Genomic DNA, 22419 nt, shown 5'->3' on the forward strand with positions numbered 1-22419 from the left:
TGTGCTACACTAGAGGCATATATAGTGGCTCAGCCAACAACAAATACAAGATAAATGCATGGCCAAGGCGGAACAGATTAAAGCTCTTATTAGCTCTTATCTCAAACGAGATGATGAGCAGTTCGTGACGGTCGCGCTACAAGTCGCTGCTAACGAAGCAAAAAAAGGGCACGGCGCTCTTGCCAACGAAATTCGATCTTTGATCGACAAAAAGCAGAAGCGCCCAGTTGCTGTTGTGTCAATCAGCGGCGACCTCGCAGACCTTCTTCAGGAGCATTCGTCGACTGTCGACTCATCATCGTTGGTTGTCAGTATAGAACTTCGTGCTCGAATTGATCGTATTGTCAAAGAGTATCACCAAGCCGAGAAACTCAAGAAGCACGGGATGGAAAACCGACGTAAAGTGCTGCTGTCTGGACCGCCTGGTACAGGGAAAACACTGACCGCTGCTGTGCTCGCAAAGCAAACCGGATTACCTCTATACGTCGTCCAGGTCGACCGCCTGATGACCAAATATCTAGGGGAAACCGGAGCAAAACTTCGACAGATTTTTGCGGTTATTCGCAAATCCCCAGGTGTCTACTTGTTCGATGAATTTGACGCGATTGGCGCTCAGCGCGGACTAGATAGTGACGTCGGCGAAATGCGCCGTGTATTGAATGCACTTCTTCAGTTTATCGAGGCTGATGACTCAAACAGCATAATTGTTGCCGCTACAAACAACTTAGATGCTCTCGATGTAGCGCTGTTTCGAAGATTTGACGATATTCTTAGATATGCCAAGCCAGACAAAGCTGAGATTTCTTCGTTGATCTCCAATCGGCTAGGTTCTTTTATTGGCAAATTTAAGATTACGCCGGTTGTATCTGCGGCTCAGGGTCTGAGCCATGCAGAAGTGACGCAGGCTTGTGACGATGCAGTCAAGGAGGCTATCCTTATGGATAAGTCTTCGGTAACCCAAAAATTATTATTGCAGATGCTGGCGGAACGTAAGTCAGCATATTCATAATTTAAGAAGTCATAATGGCCGATCTAGAATTTCCACATCTGTTCATCAATCGTGAACCAAACAGTAGGCAATACAGAAACCCAACGGGAGGTGGCTCCGAATTTCAGTTACCAAACCGCCCGAATAGAGTTCAACATGCGGACCGAATTAGCGGTGCTCTAGACAAGGTTTGGGCTGAGTCTTCGACTCAAATGCAGCAACGCAAAGCCGTAGCACTTCCGGCACGAACCGGGACCTACGTTGAGTTTGAGAGTGCGCCGGATTTTGAACTTAAATTTGCCAGTCTCGAAGCAAGAGCATCGGGACTACGACTTTTGAATGTCCGTACAGCTCAATTGCCAGATGGGAGGCAAGTCCAAAGAGCAACGATTTTTGTGCCGCATGGAAAAGAAAAGATTCTGGCAAACAAGGTTCAAAAGTACCGAGACGAAAATACCCCGAAAAACAAACCCAAAAACAAAGATCTGGTTGAGAGCGTCGAGAGCCTTAGGCTGGCTCTTCTCCACTCGTTCTGGAACGATGACGTTGGCCTCATCCCAACAGCAGATGCTAGTGTTTCTTGCGAAGTGTGGCTTCGGACGCCTTCAGTGGACGGCGATGCTGTCTTGATTGACGCCTTTCGAGAAGCCTGCGCCACCCTGGAAATACCTGTACGCGAGGGGCACATCTCGTTTCCAGAACGTGCTGTCGTGCTTGTTGAGGCCAATTCAGAACAGCTGACAGAATTAATCGCCTCAGTAGACAACTTGGCTGAGTTCCGTCGGGCAAAGGAAACCGCTGACTTCTGGATAGGCATGGAAAATGCCGGACAGGCAGAATGGGCTCAAAATCTGGCAGGAAGGCTCACAGTAGAGGCAGGCACAAATGTATCAGCATGTGTTGTCGATACTGGGGTCAACAATGGCCATACCCTACTGGCTCCGATCTTATCTGATGCAAATTGCCATACCGTCGACATTGAATGGGGCACTTCGGATATCGACGGTCATGGAACCAGCATGTGTGGGAATGTAGCTTTTGGAGAGAACCTTGGGCACTGGCTGCAAACCGAAACCGCAATTGCTCTGCCATTCAAATTGGAGTCCGTGAAGCTAATACCCAAGTCTGGCTACAAAGAGGATCAGGACCTCAACGGCTATCGTACCGATCAGGCAATTGCTCGAGCTGAAATTGAAAACCCTGACGACACTAGGGCAATCTGTATGGCCATTACGAGTACGGATGGCAGAGACCTCGGTCGACCGTCTTCTTGGTCGGGAGCAATCGATGCGCTCGCTGCTGGTGTTGATGACGAAGAAAGCAGACGACGCCTTTTTGTTCTTTCAGCAGGGAACGTGACGGACTCATCAGACTGGGCAAACTACCCGGTTTCCAATGAAACATCCGATATACATGACCCCGGCCAAGCCTGGAATGCGCTGACGGTGGGCGCAGTAACCTTTAAAGATCATATCGCCGACGAGGGTTTAGCGAACACATATGTGCCGATAGCCAATGCCGGGCAGCTTTCGCCGTATAGCACGACTTCGATGATGTGGGAGAGCAAGTGGCCCAACAAACCTGACATCGTCTTAGAGGGCGGAAATGCTGCAGTGGATGGTACAAACTTCACCACCCAACTAGATGATCTCTCATTACTATCGTTAAATAATCAGCCTCAGCTTTCTACTTTCACGGGCAACTACGCCACAAGTGCGGCTGCAGCACTTGCAACAGAACAGGCCGCTCGACTCCATGCGCAGTATCCGAATGCTTGGCCAGAAACGATACGTGCGCTCATGGTTCATTCTGCTCGTTGGACTAGTCAACTTTGGGAACAATTCTCCGATCCCAACAACTCGGTGAAGGCCAACAGAGAAAGACTGCTCCGCGCCTGCGGGTATGGTGTGCCAAGTATTCAGCGGGCAATGTCATCAGCGACAAATAGCTTGACCATGATTGTTCAAGGCGAAATCCAACCATTTCGAGAAAAGGCAAAAAATGACTATAAAGCCAACGACATGCACTTCTATGCGTTACCCTGGCCGAAGCAAGCGCTGAACGATCTTCCCCTTGAGACTATGGTGACAATTGACGTCACACTTTCGTATTTCATCGAGCCGGGGCCAGGCGAGATCGGTTGGAGGGACAAATACAGATACAGATCGCACGGACTGGATTTTAACATCAAGAAGCCAACTGAGAGCCTTGATGAGTTTGTTACGAGGTTGAACAAAGCTGCCCGCGACGATGATGATACGGAATATGGTGGCTCCGGTGTCGATTGGGAAATAGGTGTTCAGAAGGGAAGAACTCGTGGTTCGATCCATCGAGACTGGGTAGAGATGACCGCTGCTGAGGCTGCTGAAGCGGGGGTTGTTGGGATATTTCCTCGATCAGGTTGGTGGAAAGAACGGCCATACCTAGGTAAAGGCGCCGCCAAAACTCGGTACAGTTTAATAGTAGCTATTCGAACTCCCGAAACCGAAGTCGACTTGTACACTCCCGTTGCGGTCGAGGTGGCGCAAACCGTTCAGGTTTAGGTTCTTTCGAAGTAGCGAATCCAAACTGAGGCAGGCTTTATCAATGGGAAGGTTCCAAGGAAGGGCAGCTATGACATGCTCCCTCCTTGGTCTCGATGAAATCGTCTCCATGACATGGCGGCATCCAAACTGCGCAAGGTTGGTCAGGATTTCAAACGGGCAGGAACGCCCTTTGATCGATGGGTGCAGGGAGAGCGAAGTCTCCCGCGAGTGATTGACCGGCGATACGGTCTTCTGGCTTTGAAACGGGTTCGATACCCTGAAAAGCCATTGCCGGAGGGATGCAACGGGAGCGCGCAGCGGGCTCCCTTGTCAAGATGGTGTTGTAGTACAACACACATCTTGCGTTCGTCGCTACGATGGGGAGTGAGGGGATTGTCATGATCGCACAACAGCTTGTTCGAGACTTGGAGCGTATTGGCAAGCAGGCAGCTTACATCGCCGACGGTTTAGAGCGGCGAGAGGGCAAAACCTTCTGGGTTGATCCTGTAGCTGTCGAGTTCCTCAACGCCATGCTGGAACGTCGTGCCGAGATGGTTCGTGAAGAATGGAACCGTAAGCCGGAATAGAGACGATTGGAGGAAGGACGTGGGTCTGTCGCCTCGCCATTGATGTCAAACTCGGAATTCGGGCGCGGGCGATTTCTCAAGTATTCATAAACGCTTCCGTGCACCATGCCAGTTGAGGTCTTTACGTTGTTTTTGCAGCAGCATTTGAAGCATGTTGCTTCCGGGTCTGAGCTGTCCCTGTTTGCTGAATTCTTTGACAGCTAACCATGTCAATCCGGCGTTTCTGGAAAGGGATTTGAGTCCAGTGACATAACCACGTGCGTTGAGTTTAACGGGTGGGTGATTCAGGCTATCTTTCTTTTTGCGCATCAGAGAACGTTACCAATCACAGCCAAGACAATCGCACCCACCCCGCCTAATCGGATGAGCCAGCGCATGATGGGGCCAAGCGGCGTGTATCGATAGGCGGCGTCAGCGATGAACACTGTGACCAGAAATACACCAAGCGCAAACAGAGCGCTGGCGGTCTGCTGATAGACCTTGAAACCAAGCCAACCGGAACCCGCCAGGAGCAGAAAGCCGAACACGATATCCGTGGGACCCGAGGCCGGTGCATTGCGTTGTGGCGGCCCACCTTTGAATGGGGGCGGATAGTCCTTCGCGCGCTGCCAAATGGCGTCTTGCCGATCTTGCTCAAACTTCCTTTGCCGCATCCACTCGTTGAAATAGAGGCGGTATTCCCAATCGCTTCTGCTACTCATACCTATCTCCCCAAGACTTGTGATCTCCCTCAGTATCGTCCGCAACTCCAAGACGCCTGCTGCCAAACGTCGGAGACGTTAATCCAGAAATTCGCACTACGCCGCTGATAGGCCCCAGTGCGGGCGGTGCGGTCATTGATCCCTGCAATCAGCCCCTCGATATCGTCGATTGGGATGCCCAACCGCCTGCTGGCCGTCTCCTTTCTACATGCAAGAAACTCCGCATCTTCATCGGGGACGGAAGACGGTATCTGGCTTGCGATAGATTGAGCCGCTGCGGCATGTCCAGATCGCAAAGAGATCGGCTCTCCGTTCAAAAAGAGCGCTGGAATACCGGTGTATCCGGCACTTTCAAAACCGGTCTTGTTTTCCTCAAAGATGGACAGTATCCGCGCAGCACCGTCGCCGGAAACGCAGGCATTGTAGGTGTCTGAGTCAATGGGGCTGCCTTCCAGGAATCGCTCCCAAAGCGCAGTGGAGGTTTCCGGGCTTCCGTATGGCCATTTAAAATCCGGCTGGACGTTGCTCATCTCTCTCGTGGCATGGAGAGTGACCAGATGGGTAAGGCTTTCCAAAAAGGCAATTACACCATTGGATTCGTAGCTGCAGCGTAAACCACCCGCCAGAAGACGGCTGGTCAGCATGGCGCGGGCGTGCTCATCTGCCGTCACATCCTCCTCTGTCTTAAAACTGATCAGAAGCGGCAGAAAGCGATAGACGAGGCGTAGCTCTCCTTTCAAAACGTGGTTCCGCACAAGATCGGAAATAAGCTGTCGCTGGAGACGGAGGCAGTGGGTGCAACCGGGCGAAAGATAGATCACCAGTGTATTTGGCGCGTCTTGCTCACCAAAAATGATATCCCGACGCTCATCAACGGGCGGCATATCGGCGCTTGATGGATGGGACCAGAAGACTAACGCTGCAAAAAACAAAGTCAGTGTAAAGCCGTTAACGAGAATGCGGATGTTCAGGCGTGACATGGCGACCCCCTTCAGTCCTCTGCATCTGGTTTTGAAAGGATACGTTCCCGGACAAAGGTTCCGACCAGCGCAAGAAGACCGATTAGAGGGACGCCGTAGAGAAGTGTAAAACCGATACTGATGCCGACCCTCCCCGAAAGCAGGAACAGGATCAGCCAAAGTACCGCCAAGGATGAAGCGGCTGTTACAATGAGCGGCCCATTGATCCTCGGGCAGCGCACAAATGCAAAGAGGCTGGCAAAGATGAAACCGCCTTGCAACAGGATCGGCCATGACTTGGTAAGGCCGTCCCCTGTTGCCATGGGAATAGGCCGCATCAGGATGCTGAGCAGAAATGGCAGGTCCGGCATGCCCTGCAACACATCCGGGTTGCTGAGGCTATTCCCATCTGCAGACGATGCACCGGCCAGATACGTGGCGACCGAGCCCTTCCACGACGACGCCATGATGAGCGTCACGGCAATGTAGAGAAGAGCCATGGCGGCGCTTACAATGGCGGCTTTCTGTATCGCAGGGCGTTCGTTGAACATATTTCACCTCAACTTCTATCCAGAAGTTGGGGTAATCCCGCTAGGCCGCTGTCAGCGCCGCAAAGCACCTTCTCCTGAGAACTCTCCCGCCCCGCAAGCGCTTGACTTCGCGTTACATATCCACGTATGTCAACTTATGGATAAAAGTTGACTTGTGGTCTTCCACGTGGTTGATCTGGACCTATGCCCTTGAGAAGACTCCCAAATCCCAACCATCCGAAGAAGGGCTCAACCACGAAGGTGGAGCCGATCCGCAAATTGCCCGCGATCAAAACCATCAAGGACAACCTGCAAACAAATCCGCGTGACCTGTGTTTGTTCACGCTTGGGATCAACACCGCCTACCGGGCGAATGAATTGCTCTCGATCAGAGTTGGGCAAGTCGCGCATCTGGAACCGGGCAGCTCGCTCGATCTCAAGCAGAGTAAAAATGGGCGTTATCGCATGACGACCTTGAACGGGGTGGCGATTGCCGCGATTCAGGATTGGCTATCAGCGCATCCAAAACCGGAGCCGGACCAACCGTTGTTCATCTCACAAAGGACGCGGAAAGCACTTACGGTCTCGCCCTTCATCAACATGGTCAAAGGCTGGTGCCGCGAAGCTGGCCTACAGGGAAATTACGGTTCACATACCCTGCGCAAGACTTGGGGTTATCATCAGCTACGCGGGAACACACAGACTCCGCCGCATCTGGTGCTGCCACTCTTGATGGAAGCCTATGGGCATGCCCGACAGCAGCAAACATTGGACTATCTCTGTATCCAGTCCGACGAGGTGGCGTCCCTGTTCATGCAAGTAGAACTTTAGGTAAGATCGCAGGCCACACGAAATCCGATTGTGTTTGAGGCATGGGTTCGAAGCGCCCAGTCTCTTTTGGCGGACCTGAGCTTGCTTGGGATGCTCAACCAGCATCCGCCCCGGATAATGGCTCGGCCATGGTCGCCTTTCTGACGGACCCCGCCATGAGGGGGTGCATAGAAATAGTCGTCAGTCCAAGGGTCGGCGCACCATTCCCAGACATTTCCGTGCATCTGATAGAGCCCCCAGGGATTGGGCTTGAAGCTCATCACTGGCGCTGTGCCTTGTTCGAAACTGTCAGAGACGGGCTCCTGCTGATACGCGCGCGACTTCTGAAACTGCGCATTCTCGTGGATCATATCATCCCCCCACCAGAAGGCCGTTGTCGTCCCCGCGCGGCAGCAATATTCCCATTCAGACTCGGATGGCAACCGATAGTGTCGCCCTGTGTTCCGTGACAGCCATCGGCAATAGGCTTCGGCATCTTCATAGCTGACGCCGACAACGGGATGGTCATCGGTTTGCGGAATCCCTGGTCTTTCCCAAGTCAGATCGTCACCCTTCTCCCAGAACAGGTCATCATTCCAGAAAGAAACGGGCGTTTTTTGTCCTGATCGGGTCTTCGCAAAGTGGCGGTACTCCGCGCGCGTGACAGGATATCGACCGATCCCGAAGCCATCGTGGATGGTGACGCGGTGATCCGGGCCTTCGAAACTGTCCCGATCAAACTCATCATAGGTTCCCATTAGAAAGGCACCACTAGGAACCCAGACAGTTTCAGGTTCGAAGCCCCAATTGGTCCGACGCATCAACTCGAAATCTCTTGGTGACTGAATGCCGTCGTCGGACGTGTGACCCAAAGCGTTGATTGCTTCGATCTCTTCAGTTGAAAAGACCGAAGCCAGGAGCCTCGTTGTCAGTGCCCGAGCTTCAGTAAGCGACAGCAAGTAAAAGAGTGTCGGGACCGCCAGCGCTGTACTCTTGGCCCCGCGCCAATTCTTGACGAGGTCGAGCTGCGCATCATCCGAGTTGAAGGAGTGTGAGATGCCACTGTGCCGTTGAACGTCGGTAAAGAAGCGTTCGAGTTTTTCGGAAAGCGTCGTTTCGTTGTCGCTCTGGTAGTCACTAACGAATCTTCGTAAATCAGCATTCAGGTGGACAGCAATGGCTTTCTGCTGCTCAGGCTTCACCATCCGAGAAAACTTATGAAACGTGTCTGTCGGCAATTATCTGAAGTCACTCAAAAAATGGAGGTAAAGGGCCTTGCACTCCCATCATCCTGTTCGGCGAACGGTACCTAGTCAATACGCCACTGGCTGGCCATCAAATCTCAGTTTTCAGAATTTTCCTAGCCTCGGGGATAAACTTTTACCAACACAAGCCCACTAGACTTTTCTGGCATTGGATTGTTGAGCTTCGCTTTCGCAAAACATGTCGGCTAATGCTGAAAAGAAGCCTCTAAACCGTATCCAGAGGCGCCAGAGCAGCCGCAGTTAGGCGCTGGTACAACGCATGCGAACCGGCGTTTACTTCCAAGTGACTGTACCAAGGTCAATGCATAAAAGACCGCGTAGGCAGACAATAGGATTTCAATCTGCTCTACAAGAGCGCCAAAATGCAATTTGCATAAAGTAAACTCAAATGAGGAAGCGTAACATTCTTCGCAAGGATAAATGTGTTTAGAAATCAGGGAGATGACTCCTAACGGTAGGCTACCGATCCAATAGCTCCAGAATCTCGGCGGCGCAACTTACCTCGACAATCCTATGTCCACCAGACCGGACTAGCTCAAGAGCTGAATTAAAAGCGGCCAATTCATCTTCTCGCGAAAAAGCGCTTTCAGTAAAAGAAAGTTGCGGCCTCTTTTCCATCCTAGCATTTAGAGTTTCAACGTCCGTACGCATGTAAACTTGAAGATCAGCCAGTGGAATACTCTTATACAGGTCAATAACGAACCCGGGGTCGAGATCATAAAGAAAGGAATACGCAACACAGCTCAACAAATATCTATCTGAAATTACGTTAGCGCCAGAATCCAACAGAGGGACAATCTTTCGGTGATACGTATCATACTTCTCAGCAGCTATGAGAAGAGCGTTGACAATTGGGTACTCCTTATACAGGCGATCTTCTCTATGGATCAAAGCACCCAGCGGTGTGTCATTTCTGACCCCATTGACAATAACCGCTTCTTGACCTTTGCCGTTAAAGAAATCGCGTAGTCCTAAAGCTGCAGTTGTCTTTCCGGCGAAGTTTGGGCCATCAATCGCTATGTACATGCTATACCGGTGACAGAAAGGGTTATCTTTGGAGTTCTTCCGCAGTTGGCGCTACCGTGCTCTTCGCCGCATTTCCAAGTGATGACATCTCCCGACCGCCATGCGTGCCAAACACTACCACCAACAAAGAAATGATGCCCCGGCGACCAATCATTCAAAGCGACAAGGAACCTAACAATCGGTTTATCAGCAGTGTTGTTGTTGCGACGATAGGACCTGTAGCCATCTATGTGGATTGGTAGCATTTGCCCAGGGTACTGAACCATAAGCTCATACTGCGGTGAGCTAACTTCCAGGTTAACAATCTCAGGGTAAATACTCTCCACTTCTTCAATGGAGAGCTGCGCCATCGACAAGAACTTCGTGGCTTTGTCATATCCGAGATCGACTAGTTCACCTCCTGAACCAGCGCCTCGATACTTTTTGAGTCTTGCCGACAGACTTTTCTCGTTGAGACGCTTGCTATTCGCAAGCTCTTTCAAGCATGCCGATAGCACACGTTGATCAACAACACCCTTCGAAACATATCGGATATCATCGCTCAAGGGTTTTGGTCCTCACAAAACAAGACCGTGTCAAACGGATTTAACGACAAACCACAGCCAGAGCCAACGAAGGCATACAGATTTGTGCAGATGAATAAGCTTCTTCGGCCCTCGAACAGAATGCGACTCAGTTGCGCTAATTGTGTCCCATCAGACACTAGTGCATCGACGACAATCTGAACACCTCTTTGTGCGACTTCCACGATACACAAAGACGACCAGTTTCGAAACATGCCTATTGATTGACGAAGCTTGACAAGTCACACGCCAAAAGTGTCCCATTTCCTTAGCCGCAAGAGCGCAAAGAACTTGCGCTTGTCCAGCTACGATGGAGATTGAAAATGGACTACGCAGAACGCATTGAGTCATTTGAAGAGTTTAAGTTGAGGTTTAATGGCATTTATGCCCCATGCCAACAGATGCAAAAAGAACTCAGAGCGCGCAGTTCGCTTCCAGAAGAGATCATGAACTTGATCAAACTTGGGATTTCTGTCGGAACAAAGCATCCCGGCGTGATCCAGTCTGATGTGCGGAAGTGCCTCGACTCTGGTGCATCTGCAGAGGATGTCCTGTCTGTTGTTGATAGTGCAGTGGGCACCCTTTCGATACCCGAATTGAGCGACGCCTATCGTTATGTAACAGAGGCTATCAATGCTCACGGAAGCTGACGCAAACGCGTACCATTTGCGAATGTTCTTGGTGTCGCATTGCAATCTGCGTTGTACCTATTGCAATCCCGAAGCGATCTACGAAAGAGCGGAGAAGCTTTCGGACAAGGAGGCTGTCGATACACTAAGAGCGGCGAGCAACGTCGGTATTCGGAGGGTCCACTACAGCGGAGGTGAACCAACCCTTCGCAAGAGCCTCGTTGAACTGGTCACAATTGCCCGTGAACTGGGGTTTACCGAGCAAGTTATAACATCAAATGGCTTGCTGTTCCAAAAACTAGCACAACGATTGAAGTCGGCAGGGCTGTCGAGAGTGAATCTGAGCCTAGATTCCCTAGATTCATCGAAGAACCAAAAAATAACGGGCGTCGATGGCCTTTCCTCTGTCCTTGAGGCCGTTCAACGTGCGGTAGATTTGTTTGGGGCTGTCAAATTAAATGTTGTGCTCCTGTCTTCTAATGTTGATGAAGTAGAAGATTTTATCCGACTGTCAGATGATAACAATGGCAAAGTAATCGTTCGCTTCATCGAACTCCAATCTAATCAGCCGGTGTTTTTTAAGAGCAACCTACAGAGCTCGTTTGTTCCAATTTCAGAAGTGGAAAAGCGCATCCAACGGATTGGCGCTTCAAAAGCTATTAATGTTGAAGGGGAAAACCCAAACTGTTTCTACTACACGGTCGAGGGAACAAAGGCACGGTACGGGGTAATTCCGAATGTAAGCCGAGGCTATCCATGCGGTGGCTGTCGAAAAATCCGAATTAGCCCATATGGTCACGCCGGTGTATGCATAAACGCTGAAGGTATTCAGCTTTCTGGACTCAGCGGGGACGACAGATCAGTCGCTTTGACCAAGTTGATGCAAGTTCGAGAAGAGCTGGATACCGTGAGACCGAACAGGCGTCACTTATCTGATGCAAAAGGTTTTTGGCGCTGGGGGGATGTATCAGAAGAACACGAAGTGGATATCGTTTTTGAAAGCGGTGATCAAATTGGGGTTGACATAAAATGAGCAAGAAATGGGCAGTGAAGATATCGTTAACCGATAGATGCAATTTTCGGTGTTATTACTGCATTCAGCTTCCTCAGATACTTGCTGAATCAAATAGTAGAATGAACCTTGATACAATCGAGAAGATACTAGTGTCAGCTCGCTCAAAGGGAATAGAAAAGGTTCTCTGGACTGGTGGCGAGCCAACACTTGGACCCATTATTGAAGCGTCCAAGCTTGCCCGTGAGCTTAACTTCCGTGAGCAGGGTATTACTAGTAATGGGTTCTTACTAAACCGTTACCTTAATGGGTTGATTGAAAATGGCCTCACTCGGGCGAACATAAGCATCGATTCTCTTTGCGAAGATAACTTTAGAGATATTACAAAGACTGATAAGCTCCAGGAAGTTATGCAGTGTATTCGCCGCTGCTGCGATGCGTTAGAGCTTGTTAAGATCAACATGGTTGTAATGAGAAGCAATTTGCATGAAATCGCAGATTTCTTAGATTTCCAAACAAGTGTCGGGAATAACGCAATATTGAAACTGCATGAAATGTGGGAGGCAGGATCAAAGGCTGAATGGGAACAACTCCATGTGCCAGCAACTGAAATTAAAGAACGACTCCTTGATATTGGCAGCTTGAGCGTTGCAAGAGATGTGAATACCACAAATCCAGGAGTGGAATATTATGCTGTATCGCCGTCGAACAATATCGTCGGAATCGCCCAAAGGCCCAACTCTCATGTGTGTAAGGTCAAGGAATGTACGAAGCTGAGAATTTATCCAAACGGTCGAACGTGTGAGGGGCGAGACCTATTTGAAGCTCGAGATTGGGCGAATGAGTTTGAGGAACTGATGGAGACAAGATGGAGTAACAGAGTAGAAAATAACGCTGCTTTGAGTGATCGAGTAGGCCTACGAAACTCAAGATAGCCGTGGCGACTAGCTGCATGTCTGGGATAAGGCGGCTCGCCAGGAAGTTGCTATTTTAAGATTGGCAGCAGGTTGTCGACTTCCTGTTGTTGCAAGTAGTAGGAGCTTCTCCGCCTAGTCGTCAGGTGTTCGGCTCCTTGGTCTCTTTATCTCCTGTGCTAGAGGCGAGGTTGGACTTTGAATACTTGCTCATGACTTAGCTTTCAACGACTAGCCTAGGTCTGGAACAAAGGGTTCAAGATTTTCCTCGTCCTGATCAACGATCTGCACGCCGTCGATATGCCATTCGCATTCGACGATCTCTCCAGCTTCCCTATCTCTGACAATCAGCGCTGGTCCGTCAAGACGATGCTGCCCACCTCGATACCAATACTCCTCGCGCGTGATGATGCCGGTTTCTTCGTCCATCATCCAGGTTGATGGCAACTCGAATGACCTGCTTTGAACATCACAAAAGTACCACTCTTCGCCGATGACGTCTCCGGTCGTGCTTGAATAGAAAATACGAGACGGCTTTTCTTCACCCGCCCAACGTTCACAGGCGCGGCTTTTTTGATCCATGTGGTAGAAGGCTTCTTCCAGAATCTGTCCGGTTTCCCGGTCATACCTCACGATAGCAGGCTGATCATCGCAGCCTTCCAGCATGCCGAGGTTTCGCCGCTGAATCTCTATGACTCTGTCCGTCTCGGTATCTCTCGTGACAATGGCCGGGTCTTCGTGGAGGCCTTGTAATTTGCCGCACTGCGTGCGCGTCTCCCGCGTGATCTGTCCCGGTACGTCAGTTATTATCCTTCTTACTAATGGCTTGCTCCAATCGACCATCATGCACACTATCAAAAACAGGATAGCCCGCGCAAATTTTTCTTTATTTTCATAAGGTAGCGCGACTACCCGGTAGCTACCCGGTCCTACCCATCGGGATCGAGGGAAGGTGTGTTTCATTGGGATCAAGGCAGCAGAAGCAGCCTGAATCCAACTCGAAAGGAGATACACTATGTCCAAGACCACGACCTTCAATTCCGGGGTGAAACTGGCGCAATCGAACAAGCCACTGCCGAAGATGTCCGGCACGTCCTACCAGACACGGCAGGACTTCACCTCCGGCTATCGTCACGGCCAGAAATGATGGCGTTTCGCCCATCACCCCCCTGCCGCATGTGCCTTCCCACCAAGACCGGTGGCTGCTCTTGCGGCAGGCGCACAGGACGTCGGACGGATCGGCGTTATACGCGCCGCCCAACCTAGCCATCCCCCAATCAGACAGGGTGACAGTCACCCCTTGCTGATCCTGGGTTCGATCTCAGGGCGCGGGATCGGCTTGTCTTACTTTCTCGGAGACCTGCTATGAAAAGCCAGAGCGATACGCTATTTACCCGATCCTTCGGGTCCATCACATGGGTGATATCCGCGCTTTCCGCCTTTGCAATGCTGCCATCAAGCTACGCCCGAAGCATCGACTGGGTGTTGGGCGTCGCCACCTATTATTCCTTTGACGAAGAGTTTCTAAGCATCGTCACCCTTGCCTGGATTGCCATGCTTGCCGTCCTGATCTTCAGCGGTGTGCGGGCCGTGTTGCTGGGGCTGATGTCTTTCCTCGGTCTGCTCTTCGCCTTTCTGTTCTCCGGCGGGAAGTTCTGATGGCCTTCCCGTTCCGAAAACGCAGACGCAATTCCGACAACCGGGAAAACGAACGCAACCCGTTTGGCACGTCCTACGAAGCATCCTTTGCCGATATCCGTAAAGCGGGCATGTTCCGCAGAACCGATACCGCCATTTATTGCGGTGAGTTCCACGGGCGGTCCCTCTGGTATCACGGCGAAGGCGGGGTGTTGCTCGTGGCGGGTGCGCGCTCGGGCAAGCTGCGGGACATTATTGCCGTTACAATCTGCAAGGGCACCTGCGACGGGCGTAACCTTGTTATTCTTGACCCCAAGGGCGAGTTGGCGGCTATCAGTCGGGATCAAATCCTTGATGATGGCACAGCGAAACAAGTCGTTACCCTGAACCCCTATGGCCTGCACGGTATGCCCAGCCATAGGATCAATCCGGTGGCTTATCTGCATTGGCAATCGCCCACGCTGATCCCCGATCTCAAGCTGTTCCTTGAAAACTGGATTGCCAAAAGCGGTGCGCCCAATGCGGAATATTTTGAACTGAATGCCCGCCGTTGGGCCGAAGCGATCTGCCTGACACTCATCAAACGCGACCGCGTTCTGCTGCTCTCCGAATTCTACCGCGTCGTGAACCTGCTCTCTGGAGGTGGCCAGTTCTGGATCGACTTCGCCTATGAGATGCACAGTTCGGACATTCAACTGTCTTTCGATGTAGAGGAAGAGATTGCCGCCATGCGCGAAGATCGCAGCGGTGGGTTTCAGGGCATCATCGGAGAGCTTCAGAAATCCGTTGCCTGTCTCTCTGATCCGTTGCTTTCAAAGGCGGTCTCCGGCCCTTTTGACTTTGAACTGAGCGATCTTTGCAAAGCGGACGCCCGTACTCAGCTTTACCTGATGGTGCCACCTGAGATGTTGGAACTCTGGGGGCCTGTTCTACGCTCCATCTTCACGGCCTGCATGATTGAGAAGTCCCGCAAGCCACAAGCTCCGCGCCAGCTCTGGCTGCTGGATGAATGCGGCCAGTTTGGAAAGTTTCCGATGATCCCGAAGATGTTTACCTACGGGGCCGGGATCGGGATTCAGCCATTTGCTGTGTTCCAGTCCTTCAAACAGATGGATGCGCTTGGTCCGGATGCCGGGCAACTTATGATGTCGAGCGCAAGCTTGCAGATGTATTTTGCAATCCGCGACCTCGACTCCGCCAGGATCGTATCCGATGTGCTGGGAACCCAGACGCTCTGGTTGGATGACCAACTGACGCAAAGCCGGGCCAGAATGAAACGAGACACCCTGATCTCAGGCGTGATGAGCGGTGCTGATCCGTTCCAACTCGCACGGAAGTTGATGCAGATATCGACGGAGACGCGTCACAAACGCCTCCTGGGGCGAAAGATGCAGACGCCAGATGAGGTTCTGAGAGCTGAGCAAAATTCAATCTACATCCGTGTTGACGGTCTAACGCGCTGTTTAATTGCTGACCGCATCGCCTACTGGTTGTTGCAGTGGATGGCGGGCCGCTTTCAGCCGAACCCATGTCACCTGCCACTGGATAGCGTTGAAATCCAAACACCGCTTGGAAAACGCCGCCGCAGGATCATCACCGAACCCGTTCCCGACCAGTATGCGCACCTGCCGCAATATGCAGAAGGGGTGTGCACCTATGTGGATGGGTTCAAGCCATGAGCCAGCATCCCAAGTTCAATCCAACGGCTTTGTCCTTTGCTTACCTACGAAGAGGCGAATTGCCATCTGTCACGCCCGGCTTCTACCGAGATGCGGGTTTGTCGAGAGATGACTTCCAAGAAGCACGGGCGGGCCAAGAACAACCACGCGCGACACCCGTTCGGTTTGAAGAGATGGGACAAGGGGATGGCCGCTCGCCGAAGACGCTGAGGCACACACTGCCAGACCCGCGACCATCTTTCGGGCCACCCAGCCGCAAGCTCTTTGAGGAGGATTGGTTCCGAAAAAAACGCAACCGGCCCGACCACCCGCAACCCGCACAAACCAAGGCGCGGCGGCAAAGCAGGCATCTCTAACTGACTGACAATAAACAATTTATGGTTGCAAAGGAAAACAGTCCTATGGTATGTTCGGCCTTCGTTCTTTTGCGATGCAGGCAATCAGGTCACTCCGCAGCGGCACGAAAAACACATCTGAAAACCAAACCCCCACCATGAGAAAGGAGACACATCATGGAACACGAAAACACGTCCAATCAACCCGTTGAAACCCTCCGAGATGGACGGCTCAAAGCGACGGTCTGGGAAAACGACGGTGACAAAGGCATCTACCACACTGTCAAACTGGCAAAGGTCTATCAGGACAAGGACGGCCAGCTTCAGGAAACCAGTTCGTTCTCAGCAGGAGAGCTTCTGCGGATCGCAGAACTGGCCCGTGAATCCCACAGCCTGATCCGCGACATCCGCCGGGAGCACAATCTGGAGCGAAATGCCGAGCGGGAGACACCGACGCATGAGGAACGCCCGCATCGTCCACGCACCGCATCAGCAGATCGATTTGCCGGACGCGAAGGCCCGTCGATGGATCGGTAAATCAGAAGGCCTGGACGGGCGCTTGGCCGTTGGAAAGCCGCGCCCCTCCAGTCGTCACCAAAAGGGCAGTGCAGGAATAGAGGGAAAATCGAAACACCAAGATAAGAAGGACCCAAAACATGACCAATCAGCCCCGCATCAGCTTACCACTCACCTCAAACACCGATCCGCCCGATGAAAAGGCACGCCTGCTGGAAGAGTTTGGCGATCTGTTCGAAGACGAACCTCTTAGCGAGTCTCAGAAAGCCGAATTTCTGATGACGCTTTGGCAGATCATGAAAGCCTTTGCCGATATCGGCTTCAGCATCAAATCTGGGGACAAACTCTCCCCCAATAGCGACATCGGCATGGACGATGTGTTATCATCTCTCATCCTTGAAGATACAGCGCATGAAACAGTTGCACCTGAATTCAACAATAAAACCAAGAATAAGGAGCAACGATGAACGAAGAAAACACCCGCACAAAATCCGTCATTTATTGCCGTGTATCGTCCCGATCTCAGGAGGACGAGGGCCACGGCCTTGAGTCTCAGGAAACCCGCTGCCGCCAATATGCAGACAGCAAGGGCTATGAGGTCGCGGCGGTCTTTCCGGACACCATAACGGGCGGCGGTGACTTCATGCGACGTCCCGGCATGGTGGCTTTGTTGAGCTTCCTCGACGCCCAGCCTGATGAACGCTTCACTGTCATCTTCGACGATCTCAAGCGCTTTGCCCGTGACACGCGGTTCCATCTCGATCTGCGCGAAGCCTTTCGCCTGCGCGGTGCCCGGATCGAATGTCTGAACTTCAAGTTCGATGAAACTCCCGAAGGCGAGTTCATTGAAACCATCATGGCCGCACAAGGAGCGCTGGAGCGCAAACAGAATGGGCGTCAGGTGGCTCAAAAGATGAAAGCCCGCATGGAAAACGGCTACTGGGTCCATACAGCTCCCATCGGTTACCGCTACGAGACGGTCAAAGGCCGGGGCAAGATGCTGGTGCCGCATGCGCCGTTCGACAGAATTGTCCGTGAGGCGCTAGAGGGCTATGCCTCAGGTGAATTCCAAAGCCAGGCGGAGATCAAACGCTTCTTTGAAAGCTTCCCGGAATTCCCGCGCAACAAAGCAGGCAAAATCACGCAACAGCGGGTCACGGATATTCTGACCCAGCCCATTTATACAGGTTACATCTGTTCAGAGAACTACAAGCTTAATTGGCTCAAAGGCCATCATGATCCCCTGATCTCTGTTAGCACATTCGAAACTGTACAAAGACGCCGCGAAGGTACGGCAAAAGCTCCATTGCGCAAGAACATCGGCGATGATTTTGCTCTGCGTGGATTTGTTGTCTGTGCTGACTGCAACGCGCCTCTGCGTTCCTGCTGGACCAAGGGGCGCACAAAACACTACCCTTACTATCTCTGCCAGACGAAGTCCTGCGAGAGCTATGGCAAGTCAATCCCACGCGCTCAGGTGGAAGACGGCGTTGGTAATCTCGTGCGGCAACTCCAGCCCCGCCACAAGCTGTTTGCAGCCAGTAAAAGGGTATTTGCGCGGGCATGGCATCAGCGATGCGAGTTGGCCAAGGACCGTCGCCACGCCGCCAAACAGGAAATCGCGGGCATTGAGACGGAAACGGATGCGCTGCTCCAGCGTATCGTTAAGTCCGGCAATGATGCGGTGATTCAGGCCTACGAAGACCGGATTGGTGCACTCAATCGCCAGAAGGCACTCTTGCATGAGCAGATGTCAGAAGAAGCTGAGCCGGTTGGGACGTTTGAGGAAAAACTAGAACCGGCCCTGATATTCCTCTCAAACCCTTGGAAAATATGGGAAAGTGGGCACATAGGGTTGCGCCGACTGATCCTGAAACTGGCCTTTGCAGAGCGTATTCAATACTGCCGAAAAGAGGGTGCTAGAACCGCCGAAATATCATTTCCGTTCAAAGCGTTAGGGATGCTTTGCACCCAAGGAGTCTGTTTTGGTGCCCAGGAGAGGACTCGAACCTCCACGTCCATACGGACACTAGCACCTGAAGCTAGCGCGTCTACCAATTCCGCCACCTGGGCAGGTGTCGTGAGGGGGCGTTTAAGCCTAGTCGCCGGGAGCGTCAACAGGATTCGGATAGTTTTTTGAAAGATTTTTTATAGCGTCTTCGACACTGCCTGACACTGCACTGCTAAGCCCCCGTTTTTCATAACGTCGCGGCGTTATTGCGCCTTGTTTGAGGTGCATTCGAGCGCTAGATATTTTTGCAGCCATGTTTCAGGAGCCAGCCCATGACCAAAATGGTTACGATTTACGGTGGATCGGGTTTTGTCGGTCGCTACATCACTCGGCGACTGGCAAGCGAAGGCTGGCGTGTTCGGGTTGCCGTACGGCGTCCGAACGAAGCAATGTTTGTCAAAACCTACGGTGTTGTTGGCCAGGTCGAGCCGATCCTGTGCAACATTCGCAACGATGCTTCGGTTGCCATGGCGATGCATGGGGCAGATGCGGTGGTTAACTGCGTTGGTGTCCTCAATGAGCTTGGCAAAAACGAATTCAGCGCAGTGCAGGCCGAGGGCGCTGAACGGATCGCGCGCCTTGCGGCCGAGCAGGGAATTACACGTATGGTTCATATCTCTGCCATCGGGGCAGATGCAGAATCAGACAGCGAGTATTCCCGGACCAAAGCTCATGGCGAAGCGGGCGTTCTGACGCATATGCCGGATGCCGTCATTCTGCGCCCCTCGGTCATTTTTGGTACCGAAGATCAGTTCTTCAACCGGTTTGCCGGGATGACACGTATGTCGCCATTCCTGCCTTTGGTTGGTGCTGATACGCGCTTTCAGCCGGTTTATGTCGACGATGTTGCGCAGGCTGCCGTTCAGGGCGTTCTGGGTCATGCGCAACCCGGCGTTTACGAGCTTGGCGGCCCCGAGGTCAAAAGCTTCCGCACTTTGATGCAGCAGATGCTTGAGGTCATTCATCGACGCCGGATCATTATCGGTATGCCCTTCTTGGCAGCGCGGATCATGGCGGGCGTTCTGGACATCATCAAATTCGTAAGCTTCCAGCTGTTTCCGAACCATATCCTGACCCGTGATCAGGTGAAAAACCTGCGCCAGGACAATGTTGTGTCAGATAGTGCCAAGACTTTTACGGATTTGGGCATTGAACCCGCGGCCCTGGAATCGATCCTGCCCGAATACCTGTGGAAATTCCGCCCCTCGGGTCAGTATGATGACATTCAGAACTCGGCTAAGAACCTGCGGACTGATCAGCTGTAGGCGACGAACAGCAGCACTACACCCAAAATGACGCGGTAGATCACGTATGGCGTAAAGCTGATGCTGCGCAGCAGGCGCATCATCAGGCTAAGCGCCAGCAATGCCGAGAAAAAGGCGAACACAGCAGCGATTGCACCATCTCTGGCAAGCTGAGCATCAGCCTGCTTGATTACATCCACCGACAACAGGACCCCGGATGCGATGATTGTCGGAATCGACATCAGCATCGCGATCCGTGCACCGTCTTCTCTTGAATATCCCAGCTGTCGCGCGCCGGTGATCGTGATGCCGGAACGGGATGTACCCGGGATCAGGGCCAGCACCTGCCAAAACCCCATGATCAAAGCGTCACGAACACCCCAGTCGGCGGCATGTTTGGTTTGAGCACCTTTTTGATCCATCCAATACAGCAACAGACCAAATCCCAACATTGTCCAACCGATCACAGCCACAGAACGCATTGCGCTGCTGAGGCCTGTCAGATGCAGAATCGCCCCCACGATGACGGTTGGGATGGTGGCAATGATCAACCCAAAGGCCAGACGAGACTGCGGTGTATCAATATGCCCGGTCAGGGCACGCGGCAGACCCGCCAAGGCCTGCTTCACGTCAGCCCAGAAATACAGGATCACTGCTCCCAACGTTCCGACATGCACGGCCACATCGATCGCCAACCCCTGATCATCCATACCTGTCAGACTGGGCAGCAGGATCAGATGCCCGGAAGATGATATCGGCAGGAATTCGGTGATACCCTGAATTACCGCCACTAGAATCAACTGAAGAAGACTCATCTGCTCTGCCCGTGCTGCCATCACGCGTTGTTTGCGTTCAATGGGTATTACTGTGGTGTTGGAAAAGAAAGTGAACAAATAGGTCCGCATCGGAACTAAAAATTGCAATAAATTTCGCGGATTTGGGTTTTGAGTACATTTTTTTCCAAAATAGGTCAGTACAATTGACTTTTCATCTGAAATACCATCCCGTAAAGAGTTCCGACCAAGCCAATTCATGGAGTCTGACCCGTGGCCAAGCAACCGATGCTGAAATTTGTGCAGATCGACCGCGTCATGCCGGAAAAGCGTGCCGCTAATGACCGCAAAGAAGACTTTGACGAGATCTATGCAGAGTTCGCAGCTGAAAAAGCTGCTGAGCAGGCCAGCCGGTGCAGCCAGTGTGGTGTGCCATACTGTCAGTCGCATTGCCCGCTGCACAACAACATCCCGGATTGGCTGAATCTGACAGCAACCGGGCGTTTGGAAGAGGCCTATCAGACAAGCCAGGCCACCAATACCTTCCCCGAAATCTGCGGCCGCATCTGCCCGCAGGACCGCTTGTGTGAAGGCAATTGCGTGATCGAACAGTCAGGCCATGGCACGGTCACCATCGGAACGATCGAAAAGTACATTACCGATACCGCGTGGGATAAGGGCTGGGTTCAACCCGCAGTTCCCAATAGCGAGCGATCTGAAAGCGTCGGCATCATTGGTGGAGGACCCGGCGGTCTGGCGGCAGCTGACATGCTGCGCCGTGCAGGAATTCAGGTAACGGTCTATGACCGCTATGACCGCGCGGGCGGTCTGCTGATGTATGGCATCCCCGGTTTCAAGCTTGAGAAAGACATCGTGCAGCGCCGGAACGATTTGCTCGCTGACGGCGGAGTTGAGTTCGCGTTGAACTGCGATGTGGATGCTGCCAAGTTCGAGGAAATCCGCGCCAAGCACGACGCGGTTATCATCGCAACCGGCGTATACAAATCCCGCGATCTGACCATGCCAGGCAGCGGTCTGGCCGGAATCGAGAAAGCCATCGACTTCCTGACCGCTTCGAACCGCAAAAGCTTTGGTGACGCGGTTGAGGATTTCGATAATGGCCGCCTGAATGCCGAAGGTAAAAAAGTGGTCGTCATCGGTGGTGGCGACACTGCGATGGACTGTGTACGAACCTCGATCCGTCAGGGTGCTACCTCGGTCAAATGTCTGTATCGCCGTGACAAGGCCAACATGCCTGGCTCGCAGCGTGAAACACAGAATGCCGAGGAAGAAGGCGTTGTGTTTGAGTGGCTAAGCGCACCCAAGGGCTTTACCGGTGATGAAAAAGTGTCCGGTGTGATGGTGCAGAAGATGCGCCTGGGTCAACCCGATGCGTCGGGTCGCCAGGCACCCGAAGTGATCGAAGGTGCGGATTATGTCGAAGAGGCCGATCTGGTGATCAAGGCACTGGGTTTCGAACCCGAAGACCTGCCTGCGTTGTTCGGTCAACCTGACCTGCCTGTCACTCGCTGGGGCACCGTCAAAGCCGCGTTCCAAACCGGTGAGACCGAGATGGATGGCGTCTATGCAATCGGTGACATCGTACGCGGTGCCTCTCTGGTGGTGTGGGCGATCCGTGACGGGCGCGATTGCGCAGATGCAATCATCGACCGGTTCAACAGCAAGGCTGCCGTAGCAGCTGAATAATCTTCAA

At 52.4% G+C, this 22419-nt stretch carries 23 protein-coding genes, 1 tRNA gene and 1 pseudogene; 14 read left to right on the forward strand and 11 right to left on the reverse strand.

Annotated elements, in window-relative coordinates; genetic code table 11:
- Positions 1-58: 58 nt before the first annotated feature.
- The 3 genes from ACR0CW_RS19430 to ACR0CW_RS19440 all read left to right on the forward strand — a co-directional run bounded on the left by ACR0CW_RS19430 (position 59) and on the right by ACR0CW_RS19440 (position 4100).
- Positions 59-1009 carry an AAA family ATPase gene (locus tag ACR0CW_RS19430; RefSeq protein WP_480789046.1) on the forward strand — a complete coding sequence of 317 codons (951 nt, stop codon included), beginning with the start codon at positions 59-61 and terminating at the stop codon, positions 1007-1009.
- Between the two features lie 14 nt (positions 1010-1023).
- A complete protein-coding gene (locus ACR0CW_RS19435; RefSeq protein WP_480789047.1) occupies positions 1024-3531 on the forward strand; it encodes a S8 family peptidase in 2508 nt (835 codons plus the stop codon).
- A gap of 380 nt (positions 3532-3911) precedes the next feature.
- Positions 3912-4100, forward strand: a complete 189-nt coding sequence (locus ACR0CW_RS19440) for a hypothetical protein (RefSeq protein WP_480789048.1) — start codon at positions 3912-3914, stop codon at positions 4098-4100.
- 84 nt (positions 4101-4184) lie between these two features.
- Here ACR0CW_RS19440 and ACR0CW_RS19445 read toward each other — a convergent pair whose 3' ends face one another.
- From ACR0CW_RS19445 to ACR0CW_RS19460, 4 genes are read right to left on the reverse strand one after another with little or no spacing between them, the layout of a single operon-like run.
- Complete coding sequence (locus tag ACR0CW_RS19445) at positions 4185-4409, reverse strand: hypothetical protein (RefSeq protein ID WP_480789049.1); 225 nt, start codon at positions 4407-4409, stop codon at positions 4185-4187.
- Positions 4409-4801, reverse strand: coding sequence for a hypothetical protein (locus tag ACR0CW_RS19450; RefSeq protein WP_480789050.1), 393 nt, complete (start codon positions 4799-4801; stop codon positions 4409-4411). Before ACR0CW_RS19450 ends, ACR0CW_RS19445 begins: the two co-directional genes overlap by 1 nt.
- Before the next feature lie 29 nt (positions 4802-4830).
- Positions 4831-5781 (reverse strand): DsbA family protein, encoded by a 951-nt coding sequence (locus tag ACR0CW_RS19455; RefSeq protein WP_480789051.1) that lies wholly within the window; start codon positions 5779-5781, stop codon positions 4831-4833.
- Positions 5782-5792: 11 nt separating this feature from the next.
- Entirely contained in the window at positions 5793-6260 is a 468-nt protein-coding gene (locus ACR0CW_RS19460) for a hypothetical protein (protein WP_480789052.1), read from the reverse strand.
- A 234-nt stretch (positions 6261-6494) separates the two neighbouring features.
- Between ACR0CW_RS19460 and ACR0CW_RS19465 the strand changes: the two genes are divergently transcribed.
- On the forward strand, positions 6495-7121 hold the full coding sequence (locus ACR0CW_RS19465) for a tyrosine-type recombinase/integrase (RefSeq protein WP_480789053.1): 627 nt from the start codon (positions 6495-6497) through the stop codon (positions 7119-7121).
- Here ACR0CW_RS19465 and ACR0CW_RS19470 read toward each other — a convergent pair.
- From ACR0CW_RS19470 to ACR0CW_RS19480, 3 genes are all read right to left on the reverse strand, one after another.
- On the reverse strand, positions 7118-8305 hold the full coding sequence (locus ACR0CW_RS19470; RefSeq protein WP_480789054.1) for a formylglycine-generating enzyme family protein: 1188 nt from the start codon (positions 8303-8305) through the stop codon (positions 7118-7120). The two genes, ACR0CW_RS19465 and ACR0CW_RS19470, sit on opposite strands and share 4 nt — an antisense overlap.
- Positions 8306-8824: 519 nt before the next feature.
- The gene (locus ACR0CW_RS19475) at positions 8825-9391 is read right to left on the reverse strand and encodes a nucleoside/nucleotide kinase family protein (protein ID WP_480789055.1); all 567 of its coding nucleotides are present in this window, start codon (positions 9389-9391) and stop codon (positions 8825-8827) included.
- Positions 9382-9936, reverse strand: coding sequence for a hypothetical protein (locus ACR0CW_RS19480; RefSeq protein ID WP_480789056.1), 555 nt, complete (start codon positions 9934-9936; stop codon positions 9382-9384). The genes ACR0CW_RS19475 and ACR0CW_RS19480 overlap by 10 nt, the downstream gene beginning before the upstream one ends.
- Before the next feature lie 341 nt (positions 9937-10277).
- Here ACR0CW_RS19480 and ACR0CW_RS19485 point away from each other — a divergent pair, with 341 nt between their 5' ends.
- From ACR0CW_RS19485 to ACR0CW_RS19495, 3 genes are read left to right on the forward strand one after another with little or no spacing between them, the layout of a single operon-like run.
- Complete coding sequence (locus ACR0CW_RS19485) at positions 10278-10604, forward strand: hypothetical protein (RefSeq protein WP_480789057.1); 327 nt, start codon at positions 10278-10280, stop codon at positions 10602-10604.
- Positions 10605-10626: 22 nt separating this feature from the next.
- Positions 10627-11616 (forward strand): radical SAM protein, encoded by a 990-nt coding sequence (locus ACR0CW_RS19490; RefSeq protein ID WP_480789058.1) that lies wholly within the window; start codon positions 10627-10629, stop codon positions 11614-11616.
- Entirely contained in the window at positions 11613-12530 is a 918-nt protein-coding gene (locus tag ACR0CW_RS19495) for a radical SAM protein (RefSeq protein ID WP_480789059.1), read from the forward strand. Before ACR0CW_RS19490 ends, ACR0CW_RS19495 begins: the two co-directional genes overlap by 4 nt.
- A gap of 210 nt (positions 12531-12740) precedes the next feature.
- On the opposite strand, the gene ACR0CW_RS19500 is transcribed toward ACR0CW_RS19495, so the two are convergent.
- Entirely contained in the window at positions 12741-13472 is a 732-nt protein-coding gene (locus ACR0CW_RS19500; protein WP_480789060.1) for a hypothetical protein, read from the reverse strand.
- 52 nt (positions 13473-13524) lie between these two features.
- Between ACR0CW_RS19500 and ACR0CW_RS19505 the strand changes: the two genes are divergently transcribed.
- From ACR0CW_RS19505 to ACR0CW_RS19525, 5 genes and pseudogenes are all read left to right on the forward strand, one after another.
- Positions 13525-13656, forward strand: coding sequence for a hypothetical protein (locus ACR0CW_RS19505; RefSeq protein WP_480789061.1), 132 nt, complete (start codon positions 13525-13527; stop codon positions 13654-13656).
- Between the two features lie 218 nt (positions 13657-13874).
- Positions 13875-14168 (forward strand): hypothetical protein, encoded by a 294-nt coding sequence (locus ACR0CW_RS19510; protein ID WP_480789062.1) that lies wholly within the window; start codon positions 13875-13877, stop codon positions 14166-14168.
- Positions 14168-15826, forward strand: coding sequence for a type IV secretory system conjugative DNA transfer family protein (locus ACR0CW_RS19515; protein WP_480789063.1), 1659 nt, complete (start codon positions 14168-14170; stop codon positions 15824-15826). The genes ACR0CW_RS19510 and ACR0CW_RS19515 overlap by 1 nt, the downstream gene beginning before the upstream one ends.
- Positions 15827-16338: 512 nt before the next feature.
- Positions 16339-16698, forward strand: coding sequence for a hypothetical protein (locus tag ACR0CW_RS19520; protein ID WP_480789064.1), 360 nt, complete (start codon positions 16339-16341; stop codon positions 16696-16698).
- Between the two features lie 442 nt (positions 16699-17140).
- Positions 17141-18109: pseudogene (locus ACR0CW_RS19525) on the forward strand (recombinase family protein); the annotation flags it as partial.
- Positions 18110-18136: 27 nt separating this feature from the next.
- On the opposite strand, the gene ACR0CW_RS19530 reads toward ACR0CW_RS19525, so the two are convergent.
- Positions 18137-18421, reverse strand: a complete 285-nt coding sequence (locus ACR0CW_RS19530) for a hypothetical protein (RefSeq protein ID WP_480789065.1) — start codon at positions 18419-18421, stop codon at positions 18137-18139.
- A 242-nt stretch (positions 18422-18663) separates the two neighbouring features.
- Positions 18664-18750 (reverse strand) — tRNA-Leu (locus tag ACR0CW_RS19535).
- Positions 18751-18960: 210 nt separating this feature from the next.
- Between ACR0CW_RS19535 and ACR0CW_RS19540 the strand changes: the two genes are divergently transcribed.
- Positions 18961-19953, forward strand: a complete 993-nt coding sequence (locus ACR0CW_RS19540) for a complex I NDUFA9 subunit family protein (RefSeq protein ID WP_480789066.1) — start codon at positions 18961-18963, stop codon at positions 19951-19953.
- Here the strand turns inward: ACR0CW_RS19540 and ACR0CW_RS19545 are convergent.
- The gene (locus ACR0CW_RS19545; RefSeq protein ID WP_480789090.1) at positions 19944-20747 is read right to left on the reverse strand and encodes an undecaprenyl-diphosphate phosphatase; all 804 of its coding nucleotides are present in this window, start codon (positions 20745-20747) and stop codon (positions 19944-19946) included. The two genes, ACR0CW_RS19540 and ACR0CW_RS19545, sit on opposite strands and share 10 nt — an antisense overlap.
- Positions 20748-20978: 231 nt before the next feature.
- On the opposite strand from ACR0CW_RS19545, the gene ACR0CW_RS19550 reads away from it, so the two are divergent.
- Complete coding sequence (locus ACR0CW_RS19550; protein WP_480789067.1) at positions 20979-22412, forward strand: NAD(P)-dependent oxidoreductase; 1434 nt, start codon at positions 20979-20981, stop codon at positions 22410-22412.
- Positions 22413-22419: the final 7 nt, after the last annotated feature.

The organism is Ruegeria sp. CH6, from assembly GCF_056537005.1.

Bases quoted from the DNA above. Each gene is read 5' to 3' on its own strand.
- ACR0CW_RS19430 (WP_480789046.1), top strand. From the start codon at position 59: ATGGCCAAGGCGGAACAGATTAAAGCTCTTATTAGCTCTTATCTCAAA.
- ACR0CW_RS19435 (WP_480789047.1), top strand. From the start codon at position 1,024: ATGGCCGATCTAGAATTTCCACATCTGTTCATCAATCGTGAACCAAAC.
- ACR0CW_RS19440 (WP_480789048.1), top strand. From the start codon at position 3,912: ATGATCGCACAACAGCTTGTTCGAGACTTGGAGCGTATTGGCAAGCAG.
- ACR0CW_RS19445 (WP_480789049.1), bottom strand. From the start codon at position 4,409: ATGCGCAAAAAGAAAGATAGCCTGAATCACCCACCCGTTAAACTCAAC.
- ACR0CW_RS19450 (WP_480789050.1), bottom strand. From the start codon at position 4,801: ATGAGTAGCAGAAGCGATTGGGAATACCGCCTCTATTTCAACGAGTGG.
- ACR0CW_RS19455 (WP_480789051.1), bottom strand. From the start codon at position 5,781: ATGTCACGCCTGAACATCCGCATTCTCGTTAACGGCTTTACACTGACT.
- ACR0CW_RS19460 (WP_480789052.1), bottom strand. From the start codon at position 6,260: ATGGCTCTTCTCTACATTGCCGTGACGCTCATCATGGCGTCGTCGTGG.
- ACR0CW_RS19465 (WP_480789053.1), top strand. From the start codon at position 6,495: ATGCCCTTGAGAAGACTCCCAAATCCCAACCATCCGAAGAAGGGCTCA.
- ACR0CW_RS19470 (WP_480789054.1), bottom strand. From the start codon at position 8,305: ATGGTGAAGCCTGAGCAGCAGAAAGCCATTGCTGTCCACCTGAATGCT.
- ACR0CW_RS19475 (WP_480789055.1), bottom strand. From the start codon at position 9,391: ATGTACATAGCGATTGATGGCCCAAACTTCGCCGGAAAGACAACTGCA.
- ACR0CW_RS19485 (WP_480789057.1), top strand. From the start codon at position 10,278: ATGGACTACGCAGAACGCATTGAGTCATTTGAAGAGTTTAAGTTGAGG.
- ACR0CW_RS19490 (WP_480789058.1), top strand. From the start codon at position 10,627: ATGTTCTTGGTGTCGCATTGCAATCTGCGTTGTACCTATTGCAATCCC.
- ACR0CW_RS19495 (WP_480789059.1), top strand. From the start codon at position 11,613: ATGAGCAAGAAATGGGCAGTGAAGATATCGTTAACCGATAGATGCAAT.
- ACR0CW_RS19500 (WP_480789060.1), bottom strand. From the start codon at position 13,472: ATGAAACACACCTTCCCTCGATCCCGATGGGTAGGACCGGGTAGCTAC.
- ACR0CW_RS19505 (WP_480789061.1), top strand. From the start codon at position 13,525: ATGTCCAAGACCACGACCTTCAATTCCGGGGTGAAACTGGCGCAATCG.
- ACR0CW_RS19510 (WP_480789062.1), top strand. From the start codon at position 13,875: ATGAAAAGCCAGAGCGATACGCTATTTACCCGATCCTTCGGGTCCATC.
- ACR0CW_RS19515 (WP_480789063.1), top strand. From the start codon at position 14,168: ATGGCCTTCCCGTTCCGAAAACGCAGACGCAATTCCGACAACCGGGAA.
- ACR0CW_RS19520 (WP_480789064.1), top strand. From the start codon at position 16,339: ATGGAACACGAAAACACGTCCAATCAACCCGTTGAAACCCTCCGAGAT.
- ACR0CW_RS19530 (WP_480789065.1), bottom strand. From the start codon at position 18,421: ATGCAAGAGTGCCTTCTGGCGATTGAGTGCACCAATCCGGTCTTCGTA.
- ACR0CW_RS19540 (WP_480789066.1), top strand. From the start codon at position 18,961: ATGACCAAAATGGTTACGATTTACGGTGGATCGGGTTTTGTCGGTCGC.
- ACR0CW_RS19545 (WP_480789090.1), bottom strand. From the start codon at position 20,747: ATGAGTCTTCTTCAGTTGATTCTAGTGGCGGTAATTCAGGGTATCACC.